The sequence below is a fragment of the Arthrobacter sp. UYEF36 genome (genome assembly GCF_040547025.1).
In the GTDB taxonomy this organism is placed as follows: domain Bacteria; phylum Actinomycetota; class Actinomycetes; order Actinomycetales; family Micrococcaceae; genus Arthrobacter.
Genome location: NZ_JBEPOX010000001.1, coordinates 52,403 through 66,578, shown reverse-complemented (window position 1 = coordinate 66,578; position 14,176 = coordinate 52,403). Strand labels below are relative to the sequence as shown.

At 67.7% G+C, this 14,176-nt stretch carries 12 protein-coding genes; 7 read left to right on the top strand and 5 right to left on the bottom strand.

Annotation, left to right across the window (positions count from 1 at the left end; translation table 11 throughout):
• Positions 1-21 precede the first annotated feature (21 nt).
• On the bottom strand, positions 22-1,041 hold the full coding sequence (locus ABIB29_RS00295; RefSeq protein WP_354168983.1) for an asparaginase: 1,020 nt from the start codon (positions 1,039-1,041) through the stop codon (positions 22-24).
• Between the two features lie 285 nt (positions 1,042-1,326).
• On the opposite strand from ABIB29_RS00295, the gene ABIB29_RS00290 reads away from it, so the two are divergent.
• Positions 1,327-2,352: a LacI family DNA-binding transcriptional regulator gene (locus ABIB29_RS00290; protein WP_354168980.1), complete on the top strand. Its 1,026-nt coding sequence runs from the start codon at positions 1,327-1,329 to the stop codon at positions 2,350-2,352.
• 51 nt (positions 2,353-2,403) lie between these two features.
• Here the strand turns inward: ABIB29_RS00290 and ABIB29_RS00285 are convergent, their stop codons facing one another.
• Entirely contained in the window at positions 2,404-3,849 is a 1,446-nt protein-coding gene (locus ABIB29_RS00285) for a PucR family transcriptional regulator (RefSeq protein ID WP_354168977.1), read from the bottom strand.
• A 119-nt stretch (positions 3,850-3,968) separates the two neighbouring features.
• Between ABIB29_RS00285 and pxpA the strand changes: the two genes are divergently transcribed.
• The 6 genes from pxpA (at position 3,969) to ABIB29_RS00255 (ending at position 8,713) form a co-directional block, all read left to right on the top strand.
• Positions 3,969-4,724 carry a 5-oxoprolinase subunit PxpA gene (gene pxpA / locus ABIB29_RS00280; protein WP_354168974.1) on the top strand — a complete coding sequence of 252 codons (756 nt, stop codon included), beginning with the start codon at positions 3,969-3,971 and terminating at the stop codon, positions 4,722-4,724.
• A 38-nt stretch (positions 4,725-4,762) separates the two neighbouring features.
• Positions 4,763-5,002, top strand: coding sequence for an acetyl-CoA carboxylase (locus ABIB29_RS00275; RefSeq protein WP_028276237.1), 240 nt, complete (start codon positions 4,763-4,765; stop codon positions 5,000-5,002).
• Between the two features lie 2 nt (positions 5,003-5,004).
• Positions 5,005-6,357, top strand: a complete 1,353-nt coding sequence (locus ABIB29_RS00270; protein WP_354168970.1) for an acetyl-CoA carboxylase biotin carboxylase subunit — start codon at positions 5,005-5,007, stop codon at positions 6,355-6,357.
• The gene (locus ABIB29_RS00265) at positions 6,354-7,259 is read left to right on the top strand and encodes a 5-oxoprolinase subunit B family protein (protein WP_354168967.1); all 906 of its coding nucleotides are present in this window, start codon (positions 6,354-6,356) and stop codon (positions 7,257-7,259) included. Before ABIB29_RS00270 ends, ABIB29_RS00265 begins: the two co-directional genes overlap by 4 nt.
• A complete protein-coding gene (locus tag ABIB29_RS00260; protein WP_354168964.1) occupies positions 7,249-8,235 on the top strand; it encodes a 5-oxoprolinase subunit C family protein in 987 nt (328 codons plus the stop codon). The genes ABIB29_RS00265 and ABIB29_RS00260 overlap by 11 nt, the downstream gene beginning before the upstream one ends.
• A 193-nt stretch (positions 8,236-8,428) precedes the next feature.
• The gene (locus tag ABIB29_RS00255; RefSeq protein ID WP_354168961.1) at positions 8,429-8,713 is read left to right on the top strand and encodes a hypothetical protein; all 285 of its coding nucleotides are present in this window, start codon (positions 8,429-8,431) and stop codon (positions 8,711-8,713) included.
• A 133-nt stretch (positions 8,714-8,846) separates the two neighbouring features.
• Here ABIB29_RS00255 and ABIB29_RS00250 read toward each other — a convergent pair whose 3' ends face one another.
• The 3 genes from ABIB29_RS00250 to argS form a co-directional block, all read right to left on the bottom strand.
• Complete coding sequence (locus tag ABIB29_RS00250) at positions 8,847-9,800, bottom strand: type IV toxin-antitoxin system AbiEi family antitoxin domain-containing protein (protein ID WP_354168958.1); 954 nt, start codon at positions 9,798-9,800, stop codon at positions 8,847-8,849.
• 689 nt (positions 9,801-10,489) lie between these two features.
• On the bottom strand, positions 10,490-12,328 hold the full coding sequence (gene menD, locus ABIB29_RS00245) for a 2-succinyl-5-enolpyruvyl-6-hydroxy-3-cyclohexene-1-carboxylic-acid synthase (RefSeq protein WP_354168955.1): 1,839 nt from the start codon (positions 12,326-12,328) through the stop codon (positions 10,490-10,492).
• Complete coding sequence (gene argS / locus ABIB29_RS00240; RefSeq protein WP_354168953.1) at positions 12,325-14,088, bottom strand: arginine--tRNA ligase; 1,764 nt, start codon at positions 14,086-14,088, stop codon at positions 12,325-12,327. Before argS ends, menD begins: the two co-directional genes overlap by 4 nt.
• Positions 14,089-14,176 lie beyond the last annotated feature (88 nt).

Sequence of the window (14,176 nt, the reverse complement as noted above, 5' to 3'; positions counted from 1 at the left end):
GGTTGTGGTGTCGGGGTGGAGCTAGTCAGGGAGCGCGCCCCGGCGGGCGAAGGTTTCCGCAATGCCGGCGGCAGGCGTGTCCAGCCTGAGCAGAAGACTGAGGAGCACCAGTGCCTGGGATGGCTTCAGGAGCCCGGACGGTATGGCACCGGCCGCGCGCAGGTCGTCACCGCCGCCGTCGCCGTACCGGGGTACGACGGCGCCGGCTTCCACCCGCGTGCTCGTCACCACCACGACGCCGGCCGCGGTGGCGTCGGCCACTTCACGGCACAGCGCGGGGTTGGCGTTGCCCGTGCCCGTCCCCTGGAGCACAACGCCCGCCGCCCCCGCCTGGCGGGCGGCCCGAAAAAGGGTGGCATCCGCGCCGGGATAGGCGGCGATGAGGTCCACGCGCGGCGAACCGGCGCCTACGCCCGGCAACGGCAATGACGCAATACCGGGCCGGGCCGGCTGCATACGGACCTCGCCGGCGCCGGAAACGGATCCTGCGGTCCCGAAATCCGGGTTGGCAAAAGCATCGAGCCTCGTTGTGTGGCTCTTCCGGACTCCGGCCGCCGGAAAGATGGTCCCCGCAAACGCCAGCAGCACGCCCCGCTCCCGCGCTTCCGGGGAACCGGCGACGGCGATCGCGCGGGAGAGATTGCCGGGACCGTCCGGGTCTTCGGAGTCGGCCGCCTGCTGGGCTCCGGTGAACACCACGGGGCGGGGATCATCGTGAGTCAGGCTGGCAAGGTACGCCGTCTCCTCCATCGTGTCCGTGCCGTGGGTGACCACGACACCCAACACCTGCGGGTCGGCCAGAGTTTCGCTGATCCTGGCGCAGACGGCGATCATGTCCTCGACCGTCAGCAGGTACGAGCCCTTCCGGAAGACATCGACCACGCGGACCGGATGCGGGGCCGGCACCCCCATGCCGGCGAACACCTGCTCGCCCGTGTCCGAGGCCACGGAGGCTCCCCCGGCCGCCGACCCGCGGGAGGAAATTGTTCCTCCCGTGGCCAACAGCACCACGTGGGGGCCAAGCAAATCTGTGCCAGTCATGTCCACTCCGTTTGTTTTGCATCTGCTGCCGGATGCTCACCCAATCGATTGGGCTGTCGGATAAAAAGTATCGATGCGTTGTTTCCCGCAGATGCCTCCGGGTGTTTCGAGGCTGTAAACATTTCGCCGGCTTGTACCGGAATCGCAACAACCCAATCGATTGGGTTAGCGGTGAAATGACTATAGAATGTGAGCTGCGGCACGTCAAGGGCACCCGGGTCAGCGATCCGCCCGATATCGGGCAGTCTTGGTAGTGACGTCTTTTGGAGCCGAGGCAGGGAACGAATGGAAGAAAGCGCGGCCGGGGGCCGGACAGTCACGTTGAAGGATCTCGCGAACGAACTCGGCATCCACCCGTCGACCGTGTCCAGGATCCTGCATTCGGGATCCGAGGTGGCACGAGGGGCAGCTTCCGTGGCTACGGCCGAACGAGTGCGCGAGCTGGCGCGGAAGCGCGGCTACTCCCCCGACCCGCAGGCCGCCGGCTTGCGGACGCGACGCACGAACCTCATGGGCGTGATCGTTCCCCGACTATCGGACCTCGTCCTGGCGATCATGTACGAGGGAATTGACGAGGCCGCGGCGGAGCTCGGCTATTCCACGTTCGTCATGAACTCCCGCGACGACCCGGCGGAGCAGCGCCGCAAAACGGACTCCATGCTGGCCCGACGCGTGGACGGGCTGATTATCGGCGACGCACACCTGGACAGCGGCCCGTTGCGGCAGCTGGCCGCACGGAAGGTGCCGTTCGTGCTCGTGAACCGCCGCGTCCCGGGCTTCCCGTCGGCCACGTGCGACGACGTCCTTGGCGGCGAGCTCGTGGCCGACCACCTGTGGAACAAAGGACACCGGAACGTCGCCGTGATCGCCGGCGAGCCTTATGCCAGCACGGCCGTCGACCGGACGGCCGGCTTCGTGGAGCGCTGGCTTGCGCTGGGTGGGGCGATTCCCCGGGACGCAGTTGTGTGGTCCCGGTTCGACACGGCCGGTGGACGGGAGGCGGCCGAGACCATCCTGGCTCACTGCAACCCCCGTCCGACTGCACTGTTCGCCGTCAACGACTTCGCGGCCATCGGCGCCATGGGAGCCGTGCGTTCCCATGGCCTCAGCGTCGGCCGCGACGTGGCGATTGTTGGCTTCAATGACACCTCCCTGGCCGCGGAACTTCCCATCCCGCTCTCTTCGGTCCGATCGCCCATGCTGGACATCGGGCGGACGGCTGTGCGGCTTCTCAAGGTTGTCCTGGACGGCCGGGAGGTCGAATCCGTCAGGCTGGAGCCGACCCTGTGCGTGCGGGAAAGCAGCGCCTGAGGCCGGGTGAGGCCCGGAGGGATGTTCCGGAAAGACCCGAGCGGGATTGAGTCAGTGCGCTGCCGCGACGATTCTGAAGGCGAGCATGCAGGTGGCGCGGACTTCGCCGTCGGACAAATCCAGCTGGAGGATCTCCTCGATTTTCCGCAACCTGTAGCTGAGCGTGTTCCGGTGGATGAAGAGGTCATCGCAAATCTTCGCGGAATTCCCGCTGTGGCGCAGGTAGGCGTCGAACGTCTCCCACAACGCGCTGCCGCCGTCGGAAGCAAGCGGGGCCAGCAGGCGCCGGCACATTGCCAGCAGGCCGGAACTGGGCAACCCCTGCACAATGCCGGCGAGATCAGCCAGCGGCGCCCGGCGCACGCCGGGCCGGCCCACGTGACGGCGGGAAAGCTGAAGCATCAGCGGCAGTTCGCCCAGGCTTACGGGTTCTGAGACGATGACCGACAGTTCCGGCGCATCCGTGAAGAAATCCTGGACGGCATCAAGCAACTCTGCGGCGCCGTGCCTGTCCTGCAGCAGCAGCGTGGTGAGCCCGGATTCCTCCATGAACCTCACCGTGCTGAACGTGTCCTGCAGCCCCACGCGTGCGCGCCACGCGATGGCCCGCAGCTTGGCGGGGGCCACGTCTTCTGAACTGCCGATCAGTACCGCGCCCCAGTCGCCGTCGGGATCAAACCCGGCCTCGAGGGCATAGCGGCGCAGCGGGGCGGAGGGCTCGCCGCGGTCCTCATAGAGGGCCTCCATGAAGCGTGCAGCCTCCCGGGAATGTAGGGGTGAACGGGATCCGAGGGTATAGCTCAGCTGCATGGCGATCACGGCGGCCACAGGACCCAGAATGGGCTGCAGCACGATGCTGCTGCCCATCCCCTCGATAGCAAGCCGGAATTGCTCGGATGCGCCGCTCGGCAGACGCAGCGTGGTCCGCGCGGTCCCGCCGTGAGCTGCGCCGGCGGACACGAGCTCGAACGCGTTGTGGTCGATCACAGCCACCCTCGCATTGACGGCGTCCGCCACCCGTCCAAGGACTTCGGCCAAAGAATGCCCGTCGGCCGCCAGCCGGGTGCATTCATCCGCCAACTCCCAGCCCTGGCGCAGCTCCTCGTAGCGCTCCGCGGCGATAATTTGCTCCACGTGGCGCATGACCAGCACGAAGGGCACTTCGTGCGGCAGCTCCAGCAGCGGCAGACCGTGCAGCTCGCAGGCCTGGACCAGCCCCGCCGGCAGCTCGCTGTGCGCGGCCCCCAGGCCGAACACCAGTCCGGAGACGGGAACGGCGACCAGCCGTTCCACGTAGGCATCCCAGATTCTGAAATCCTTGACGTTCAACCCCATGCCGTTGGTCAGCACAAGGGCATTGACACTGAGGAAGGGCGTCGGGTCCATGTGTTCGGTGGGGGCGCACCAAGTGATCGGCCGGGCCAGGCGGTCTTCGCTTCCGGCAACGCAAAGGCGGATGTTGAGATCGGCGTCGTCCACCAGGTCAGAAATACGCACGGAAACCTCCAAAACGGCGGGGACAGCCCGCCGGGCAGTGCAACAACCATAATTCAAGCCGCCAGATTCAGCGAGCTGCACAATATCCCGATCACGCATTGCTGAGTAGCGTTGCCCTTATGCAAACCACTGTGACTCACGACACCCCTGCCCGGCCCCAAGGGCGTGTTCTCCTGAACTCGGATATGGGCGAAGGCCTCGGCCTCCACGAGTTCGGCAACGACGAAGAACTCATGCGCATCATCGACGTCGCCAACGTGGCCTGCGGATACCATGCGGGTGATCCCGACGTCATGAACCGGACCGTGGCTCTGGCTGCGGAAAACGGCGTGGCAGTCGGGGCGCACCCTGGCCTCCCGGATGTCGTGGGCTTTGGACGCCGTCGAATGGTCCTAAGCCCGGATGAGGTCGAGTCGATCATCCTCTACCAGACCGGAGCCCTGACGGCGTTCCTCGGAAAGCACGGGCTGGAACTGAATCACATCAAGCCCCATGGCGCCCTGTACGGAATGCTGGCCGGCGACGAGGAACTGATGCAGGCCGCCGCCGGAACTGCCCTGCAGTTCGGCGTGCCCTTCTTTGGGCTCGCCGGCACCGCCCACGAACGCGTGTGCCGGGCCATGGGGGTGGAATTCGTGCCGGAACTCTATGTTGACCTGAACTACGGTCCGGCCGGTGAGCTGCTGATCCAGCGCCGTCCGGCGCCCACCGACCCCGACGCCGCCGCCGAGCGCGTGAGCCGGGCGCTGGCCGGCAAGTCAGTCCTCGCCGTGGACGGCACCGAGCTGGACATCCAGTTTCAAAGCATTTGCGTCCACTCCGACGCACCCAATTCTGTTGCAGTAGCCACCGCAGTGCGTGCGGTCCTGGGCTGAACACCCGATCTATCCAACCATCTGAAAGAGAGCATCCCGTGGCAACCATCGTTTCCCCGCTCCCCGGCGTCTTCTACCGCAAGCCCGGCCCCGGCAAGCCGCCTTTCGCCAATGAAGGCGACGCCATCGAGGTCGGACAGACCCTCGGCATCATCGAAATCATGAAGCAGTTCACCGAAATCCAGTCCGATGTGGCCGGGACCCTGGAGTCGTTTGAGGTCAACGAGGGCGACATGGTCAACCCGGGCGATGCAATCGTCGTCGTCCGGGAAGGATAGCCGTGAAGAAACTACTCATCGCCAATCGCGGCGAGATCGCGGTGCGCATCGCCCGGACCGCCCGCGAAATGGGCATCGAGACACTCGTGGTGGCCAGCGAAGCCGACGTCGAATCCTTGGCTGCCCGGTCTGCTGACCACGTCGTCGTGGTGGGTCCGGCTCCTGCCCCCGCCAGCTACCTGAACCAGGACGCCATCGTCGCCGCGGCCGTGGACAACGGCTGCGATGCCGTCCATCCGGGCTACGGGTTCCTCTCCGAGAATGCGGACTTCGCCCGGAAGGTCGCTGATGCGGGCCTGATCTGGGTGGGGCCGCGTGCGGACGCCATCGCGATGATGGGCAACAAGTCCATGGCCAGGGAATCGGCCCGGAAAGCCGGCGTCCCCGTGCTCCCCGGCTCTGACGGACCCCTCGATCCGGCGGCCGACGCCGTAGAAATCGCCCGTGGCATCGGCTACCCGCTCGTGATCAAGGCCTCCGCCGGCGGCGGCGGCCGGGGCATCCGCTTTGTACACGGCGAAGCCGAGCTTCTGGAATCCATTGAGCAGACGCGCGGCGAAGCGGCGGCCGTCTTCGGCGATCCCACGGTTTACCTGGAACGCTTTGTGCAGCATGCCCGTCACGTGGAGGTACAGGTCCTCGGCGACGGTACAAACTTCGTCCACCTCGGCGACCGCGACTGCTCCATGCAGCGGCGCTCCCAGAAGGTCATTGAAGAAGCACCGGCGCCGGACCTCCCGGACCACGTCCGCCAGAGGATCCGGGAATCCTCCGTGGAACTCGCCCGGGAGTGCGGCTACAGCGGCGCCGGGACCGTCGAATTCCTCTATGACCCGGTCAACCACGAAGCCGCGTTCATCGAAATGAACACACGTATCCAGGTTGAGCACCCGATCACCGAGCAAATCACCGGGATCGACCTGATCCGCGAACAGCTGCAGATAGCGTCCACCGGGGTGATGTCCCTCCGCCAGGAGGACATCGCATTCCATGGCCACGCCATCGAATGCCGCATCAATGCCGAGGACCCCGACCACCACTTCTTCCCGAGCCCGGGCCTCATCACGGCCATGGAGTGGCCCGCGGGCGCCGGCGTCAGGGTGGACACCGGGGTGGAGGCCGGATCCACGGTCAGTCCCTATTACGACTCGCTGCTGGCCAAGCTGATTGTGCATGCGGACACCCGCGAAGCGGCCATTGCCACGATGCTGACGGCCCTGGATGAGTCCCGCATAGAAGGGGTCAAGACCACCATCCCGGTGCACAAGAAACTGCTGAGGCGGCCCGAATTTGCGGCGGTCAGCCACCACTCGAAGTTCATCGAAACCGTCGACAATCTGATGGAGGCAAAGTGACCAGCCCGGAAGCGACCGTTGCGGAGGCACGTTACACCTGGGGCGGCGACGAATTCCTGTTCGTTGAAGTCTCGGAGTCCATGAGCCTGGCCGCCAACTTCAGGGTCATGTCCATGGCTGCTGGGCTTTCCGCCATGGACCTGCCCGGCATCGTGGATGTCTGTCCTGCCAACGCTTCGCTACTGGTGAGGTTCGATCCCGACGTCCTGCCGCCGTCGACCCTTGAAGAGACCGTCCGGACCATTGAAGGGGACCTGGCCCACCACCAGGACCAGGCGCTGGAAACACGGATCGTTGAAGTCCCGGTCTGGTACGACGATCCGTTCACGGCGGAGGTGGCGGAACGTTTCCGCGAAGGATTCCACCAGGAGCCCGGTGGCACCGACATCGATTACGCGGCCAAAGTCAACAACCTCAAGGATGCCGCGGAATTCATCCAGCGCCACCATGAGCAGCCGTGGCTTGTCTCCATGGTGGGGTTCGTTGCAGGACTGCCGTTCCTCTTCCAATTGGTGGAACGGGAGAAGCAACTCGAAGTTCCGAAGTATCTGAGTCCCCGCACCGATACCCCCAAATTGACGGTGGGCCACGGCGGCTGCTTCGGCTGCATCTACTCCGTGCGGGGGGCCGGCGGGTACCAGATGTTCGGCGTCGCCGCCGCGCCGATCTTCGACCCTGCCCAGTCCCTTGCCGACTTCAAGGACTTCATGGTGTTCTTCAAGCCCGGCGACATCGTGAAGTTCAAGCCGGTCACCGAGTCCGAATATAACAACATCCAGGCCGAGATCGACGCGGGAACATTCCGCTACCGGCAGGCGCCCGTGACCTTTGACCTGTCCAAGGCCCTGGCGAATCCCGAAGGTTACAACCAGGAACTTATGGAGGCCCTCAATGGCGTTTGATATCAAAAACCCCGGACTGGCCACCACCGTCCAGGACCAGGGACGGACCGGCCACTACAACGTGGGCATCCCGCAGAGCGGTTCCATGGACCAGTACTCCGCCGAACTCGGCAACGTCCTGGTGGGCAACTCCGCCGCGGAAGCTGTCCTGGAATGCACCTACATGGGCCCCGTGCTGACCACCGACCAGGATGCCGTCGTCGCCGTCACCGGAGCACCGGTTGAGGTCAAGGTGAACGGTGAGTCCCGGCCGCAGTGGACACGGCTGCAGCTGGTGGCCGGCGACGAGCTCAGCTTCGGGGTCATCAGGGGCGGCACGCGCTACTACATCGCGGTCCAGGGCGGGATCGACGTTCCCGAGGTGCTCGGCAGCCGGTCCACCTACAGCCTGGGCGCGATCGGCGGCTTCCACGGCCGGAAGCTGGAGGCCGGCGACCGGATTCCCGTGGGCAGCCCGCTCAACGGCGGAACCGTGCCCGACGCCGATACTGTTCCGGAAGAATTCCGGCCCGTGTTCGCGAAGGAACAGTCCGTCCGGATCGTCCTGGGCCTGTACGACCACCGCCTCACCGGCGAAGGACTGGACAACCTGCTGCAGGGCGAATGGAAGGTGACCCCGGTGGCTGACCGGATGGGGCTGAGGTACTCCGGTCCCGGAGTTAAGTGGAAGGAACGGGAGCAGCCGTTCGGCGCCGGCTCCGACCCGTCCAACATTGTGGATGCCGGCTACGCCGTGGGGTCGATCCAGATTCCCGGCGGCACGCAACCCATCATCCTGCACCGCGATGCCGTATCCGGTGGCGGCTACGCCATGGTGGGTACTGTGATTAGCGCCGACATGGATCTGGTGGCCCGCGCCGCCCCCGGAACGGCCACCAGATTTGTGGCCGTCAGCCAGGACGAGGCTCTCGTGGCGCGCAGGGAACTCGCCGAGCTGAAGAGAAGCGCCCGGGCGGCCCTCGGCGCCGGCAGCTGAGCAGCGGACCGGCAAACTACGGCGGATGGCCCCGGTACAGGATCCTTGTGCTTCTGCGCCGACGGGTCCTTACTGGTGGGAGGAGACCAGGCCGCCCGCGACCAGGGCGCGATATCCCAAGGATCCAGCTCCCAGTTCAACGGGTTGGGCGGCAGGCGCTCCGACCGTCAGATCTGGACCTAGGAGGACAGTGATGTTCGCTCGCGTCAGCACATATCAGCCCGGCCCGGACAGCTCCGGGGCACCCTCAGATGACACCGTCAACCGGGTGCTCCAGCTGCCGGGATGCCTGGGCATCTATTACTTGCTGGGTAAGGACAACAAGTCACTGTCCATCACGCTGTGGGAGGATGCGGACGCTCTCGCCGGAAGTGAGCAGGCAGCCGGCAAAATTCGCTCCGAGACCAGCGCGGAGCAGCACTTGCAGATCCTGGGCGTCGAGGAATTCGAAGTGCTGACACGACACCTCAAGGAATGAGGCAACGAGGAGCGAGGGTCGAGAACGGTCGTCGCCAGGGACGGTCGGCGGAAGTCGGTTCGCCAAGCGTCAATGGCGTGGCCGTCACGCCGTCGGGGCTTTGGCGCGTCCTGAGACGGATTGCGCATCGCCGTCACCGCGCCGAGCGTGCACGACGCCTGCGCACGCCCGCCGCTGCCAGTTTCCGTTCGAGTTGCCCGGCTGCCATCAGATCGGCCCAGACCCACCGGACCACGCCGTTGCCCAGTGCGCGGATCCGGTTCTCCCTGTCCTTTTCCTCGACAACGGCTTGCGAGGTGGTCCGGCCGTTCAGGTATTCGGTTTTGACGTACTTTTCGACGCCGTCAAACTCGCCCGCAACCCGCACGCCGTCCCAGTAGTAGTCGGTGTAGCCGACGAGTCCTGAATTATCGCGAATCTCGTGCTGGAGTTCCGGCGCCTGGAACCCAGCTGCCCGCATGAGCGCGCGGCTGTATGACTCACCGGCAGAGCCGGACCTCGGATCGGCAAACTCCACTGCCGTCCGGATCCGCCGCTCCGCAGCCGCAGTGTAATTTCCCTCGATTCCGGCCAGAAGCTGCTCCTTAGTCAGGGCCGGCAGGCGCTGCGCAGTGTCCGGCTTGAGCACGTGGTCCACAGGGACCACTGCCTCGACAAACGGCGTGAAGGCCGCGAGATCCAGCACTGTGCGCACTCTCCCGGTCACCAGGAGCCCGTCCCGCCGGACGCACTCCAATCCGGCCGAAGGAGCGTAATGCCTCAGCACACCCGCCCGGGAGCGTCCGCCGTCGTTCTGCAGGGTCAGGGCATGCAGGGGGTGCCGGAGTCCGATGGTCGGGATCCGCCACACGGACGCAGCTGAGTGCCGGGCGAAGATCGTCGGGGCAACAAAGGTCTCCGCCGCTGCACTGACCCGGACCCGGTACTGCTCCCACGGTTTCAAGGCCCGCCAGACGCCGCCGTCGACATAGACACCGCGGCGCACTCGGACCAGCGCGCCTGAGCGGCAGCGGCTAGCCAGCTCCTTGGGGGTCAGCCCTTGTTGGATGTTCTCGCGTGTGAGGATCAACTTTGGCAGCTCGTTCATGGAACGAAGGTCCCAGCCCATCGGCGGCCGCACCATCCCGCAGCGCTGCCATGTGGACAATCGGAGGCGCTTCCCGTTCTCTGACGCGATTCCCGTTCCGCGACGCGATTCCCGTTCCGCGACGCGCTTCCCGTTGTGCGCGGCGCTTCCCGTTGTGCGCGGCGCGAAAATCCTGACGCGGCGGGTATACGAGCGCGCAGGGTATTTGGCGCGTCGGAAAGCTCGTGGCGCGTCGCCAGGTGCGTTCTGCGTCGCAGGACACGTGGCGCGACGCCGGGTACCTCGCGCATCGCCGGGCTCCTTGCACGCGGGGGCCCCGCACCCTGCGACGCGCTTCGCGTTGTGCGCGGCGCGAAAATCCTGACGCGGTGGGTATACGAGCGCGCAGGGTATTTGGCGCGTCGGAAAGCTCGTGGCGCGTCGCCAGGTGCGTTCTGCGTCCCAGGACACGTGGCGCGTCGCCGGGTACCTCGCGCATCGCCGGGCTCCTTGCGCGCGGGGGCCCCGCACCCTGCGACGCGCTTCGCGTTGTGCGCGGCGCGAAAATCCTGACGCGGCGGGTATACGAGCGCGCAGGGTATTTGGCGCATCGCAGGACATGCCGCGCACCGGAAAGCTCGTGGCGCATCGCCCGGTACCTCGCGCGTCGCCGGGTGCGTGGCGCGTCGCCAGGCATGCTCGCGCCCGGGCTACTGCGCCGCGAGCACTCCGGCCACGGCGGCGCCAACGGCGGCACGGATGCGCTCGTGCAGATCCCGCAGCCCGTGGCGGTCCGTGTGGACCTCGATAATGCTGCGGCCCTCCCACGGCTCCGCCAGCGCCGCGGCGAGCTCCGCCGTTGTGCTGACCGAGCGGTGCGCGACGCCGTACGCGGCCGCGAGTGCCGCCAGGTCCACGTTGTGCGGGGTGCCGAAGAGGCGTTCGACGGCGGTTCCGTAACGGCCCGCGGCCTCGACGGCGCCGTGTTCCAGCAGCCCGAAGATGGCCCCGCCTGCGTCGTTGAGGACCACGATCCGCAGGGTGGGCTCCTCCTCCCCGGCGCCGAGCAGCAGCCCGCCGGCGTCGTGCAGGAAGGTGACGTCGCCCAGCAGCACCGTGGTTTCCTGCCGGCCGGCCAGGGCGATGCCGGTGGCCGTGGCGAGGGTCCCGTCGATGCCGGACAGGCCGCGGTTCGCGAAGACGACGGCGGCCGGCTCGGATGCGGGTGCGCCGGCGAGGTCCACGTCGCGGATGCCATTGGAGGAACCGAGCACCAGCTGCCCGCGCGTATGTTCCCAGACCAGGGCGCCGACGGCGGGCCCGGTCGCCGCAGGGCCGGCGGCCGCGGGCCCGGTCGACGGCCCAGCGTCACCAGTCCCGGTCGCCGCGGGACCGGCGGCCGCGGGCCCGGTCGCGGCGGCCCCGGTCCCAGTCGCGGGCCCGGTCGCATCCCCAGCCCCAGCCCCGGCCCCGGACAGCACCACGTCGACCGCGTGCTGCGCGGCGGCCCCGGCCAGGAGCCAGGCATCCAGCCAGGCAGCGGAACCGCGGCCGGCGAAATCCGCCAGGTCGCCGAGGTTGTTGAGCGGGAGCTCCGTGCGGCGGCCCGGCTCATACCAGGCCACGGGAACCGGCTGGTACAGCGCGGAGGGGACGTCGGCACGGGCCAGCAGGGCGCTCACCGGGCGGGAGAGGGTGGGCCGGCCAAAGAGCACCACGCGCTCGATCGGCTGCGCGGACTCCGGGCCGAACGCATCCAAAACAATCCGGTACGGTCCCACCGCATTGGGCCCGAACCGCGCGTTGGAGGACGGCTCGGCGAGCAGCGGCAGGCCGTGGGCGCGGGCGAAAGCTTCGGCGACCGGGCCGGCGTCGTGCCCGGCCAGCACCACGGTGCGCCGTTCCGGCAGGCCGGCCGAGGCGGGCGGGAAGTCGAGGGCCAGCGGGCCTCGGGGCGCGCGGTACACCCGGCGGCCGGACTCGGGCGGCAGCCGGTCGCCGGGCGCGGGAACGAGCGGGTCGCGGAAGGCCAGGTTCAGCTGCACCGGCCCGGGCGGGGTGTCCTCGAAGGCCCCGGTGGCGGCGCTGAGTGCGGTCTCGACGGCACGCCGCGGGTCGCTGCCGGCTGGCACGTCGGCGGCGAACCGGACATGCTCACCGAACAAATCCAGCTGCACGGTGGTCTGGTTGGCGCCGGTCCCGCGGAGCTCCCCGGGCCGGTCGGCGGAGATCACCACAAGCGGAACGGCGGCGTGGTTGGCCTCCATCACGGCCGGCAGGAGATTGCCGACGGCGGTCCCGGAGGTGGTCAGCACGGCCGCGGGCGCGCCCGTGGCGAGGGCCAGACCCAAGGCGGTGAATCCGGCGTCGCGCTCATCGATCCGGACCAGCAGCTCGACCCGTCCGGCGGCGTCGGCCTCGGCCAGGGCGTACGCCATCGGTGCGGAGCGCGAGCCCGGCGCCACCACCACGTACCGCACGCCCTCGAGCAGCAGGGCCGCGACGGCGATCCGGGCCGCATCCAGCGCGCTCAGCTCCTCCGAACTCACATGTTCTCCGGCGTCTCGATGCCGAGCAGGTCCAGGCCCTCGGACAGCCGGCGCAGCACCAGGGCGCACAGGGCAAGCCGCGATTCCCGGACCGAATCCTCGGACTTCAGCACGGGGCACTGGTCATAGAAGGACGTGAACAGCTGGGCGAGTTCGAACAGGTAGGTGCACAGCCGGTGCGGCTCCAGCGCCTCGCGCACCTTGAACAGCGTGACGCCGTACTCGAGCAGGTGCAGGGCCAGGGCGCGTTCAGCGGGTTCGACGACGGCGATCGGTGTCGCCGGCGTGCCGCCGTCGCTGTCGCTGTCGGCAAAGTCCAGCGCGGTGTACCGCTCCAGCACACCGGCCTTGCGCAGGATCGAGCGGATCCGGGCGGCGGCGTACTGCACGTAGGGCCCGGTGTTGCCGCTCAGGGCCAGCATCCGGTCGAAGTCGAAGACGTACTCGGTGTCGTGGCCCACGGAGAGGTCGGCGTATTTGACCGCGCCGATGCCCACCTGCCGGGCGGTCACGGTGCGTTCCTCCTCTGTGAGCTCGGGCCGGCTGGCGTCGATCACGGCGCGGGCGCGGTCCACGGCCTCCTCCAGCAGGGCCATCAGCTTGACCGGGGCGCCGGAGCGGGACTTCAGGATCTTCCCGTCCTCCCCCAGCACGTTGCCGATCTGCACGTGCACGGCCTCTACCGCGTCCGGCAGCCACCCGGCGTCGCGGGCCGTGGCCATGACCATGCGCAGGTGCATGTTCTGCGGGGCGCCCACGACGTACAGGACGCGGTTGGCCTCGAGCTCGCGGACCCGGTACCGGATGGTGGCGAGGTCCGTGGTGCCGTAGCCGTAGCCGCCGTCGGACTTGCGGATGATCAGCGGCATCGGCTCGCCGTCGCGGCCCGTGAAGCCGGCCGGGAACGTGCAGAGGGCGCCGTCGCTGAGCCGTGCGATGCCGCGTTCCTCGAGCTCCTGGCACAGCTGTGCCAGATGGGCGTCGTAGGAGCTTTCGCCGGCGATGTGGTCGTCGGTGAGGCTGATGCCCAGCATCGAGTAGATGGCGTTGAAGTAGCGTTTGGACTGGGCCACGAGCCGCTGCCAGACGGCGAAGGTCTCCGCGTCGCCGCCCTGCAGCGCGACCACCCGTTGCCGGGCGCGGGTGGCGAAGCCGTCCTCGTCGGTGGCAGACGCGTCGAACTTGGCCCGCGCGGCCTGGTAGAACGCGCTGGGGTCATCAACCAGCAGCGCCGCTTCCGGGGAATCCTCGCCGATCTCCAGCCAGTGCTCGATCAGCATGCCGAACGGGGTGCCCCAGTCGCCGATGTGGTTCTGCCGGATGACGGTGTCCCCCAGCGCCTCGAAGACCTTCACGAGGCTGTCGCCCACCACTGTGGTGCGCAGGTGGCCGACGTGCATTTCCTTCGCAACGTTCGGGGAGGAATAGTCGACGACGACGCGCTGGGCTTCCGCTGCCGGCACGGCCGGGGCGCCGGGTGACTGGGCGTTGAGCAGTTCCTCGATCCAGGTCCCGTCGAAGGTGAGGTTGATGAAGCCGGGTCCGGAGATCTCGACCGAGGTGCAGATCCCGTCCAGGTCCAGGGACTCGACGATCCGGGCGGCGGCGTCCCGCGGCGGCAGGCCGACCTTCTTGGCCAGCGCCATCGCCGCATTGATCTGGATGTCCGCAAACTGCGAGGGCCGGACCACGGGATCCGTGTCCCGGTACTCTTCGCCGAACGCGCTGGCAATTGCTGCCTGGACTCTGGGGACAACCATTTCGGCCGGATTATTCACACTGTTCAAATTATCAGTTCCGCCCCACCCCCGACGCTCCCTCACTTCCGTCCCCCAAACGACCAACGCT

What these genes read in the sequence shown, in the direction of transcription:
- ABIB29_RS00255 (WP_354168961.1), top strand. Translation starts at nt 8,429, where the DNA reads ATGTTCGCTCGCGTCAGCACATATCAGCCCGGCCCGGACAGCTCCGGG.
- pxpA (WP_354168974.1), top strand. Translation starts at nt 3,969, where the DNA reads ATGCAAACCACTGTGACTCACGACACCCCTGCCCGGCCCCAAGGGCGT.
- ABIB29_RS00295 (WP_354168983.1), bottom strand. Translation starts at nt 1,041, where the DNA reads ATGACTGGCACAGATTTGCTTGGCCCCCACGTGGTGCTGTTGGCCACG.
- ABIB29_RS00260 (WP_354168964.1), top strand. Translation starts at nt 7,249, where the DNA reads ATGGCGTTTGATATCAAAAACCCCGGACTGGCCACCACCGTCCAGGAC.
- ABIB29_RS00290 (WP_354168980.1), top strand. Translation starts at nt 1,327, where the DNA reads ATGGAAGAAAGCGCGGCCGGGGGCCGGACAGTCACGTTGAAGGATCTC.
- ABIB29_RS00250 (WP_354168958.1), bottom strand. Translation starts at nt 9,800, where the DNA reads ATGAACGAGCTGCCAAAGTTGATCCTCACACGCGAGAACATCCAACAA.
- argS (WP_354168953.1), bottom strand. Translation starts at nt 14,088, where the DNA reads ATGGTTGTCCCCAGAGTCCAGGCAGCAATTGCCAGCGCGTTCGGCGAA.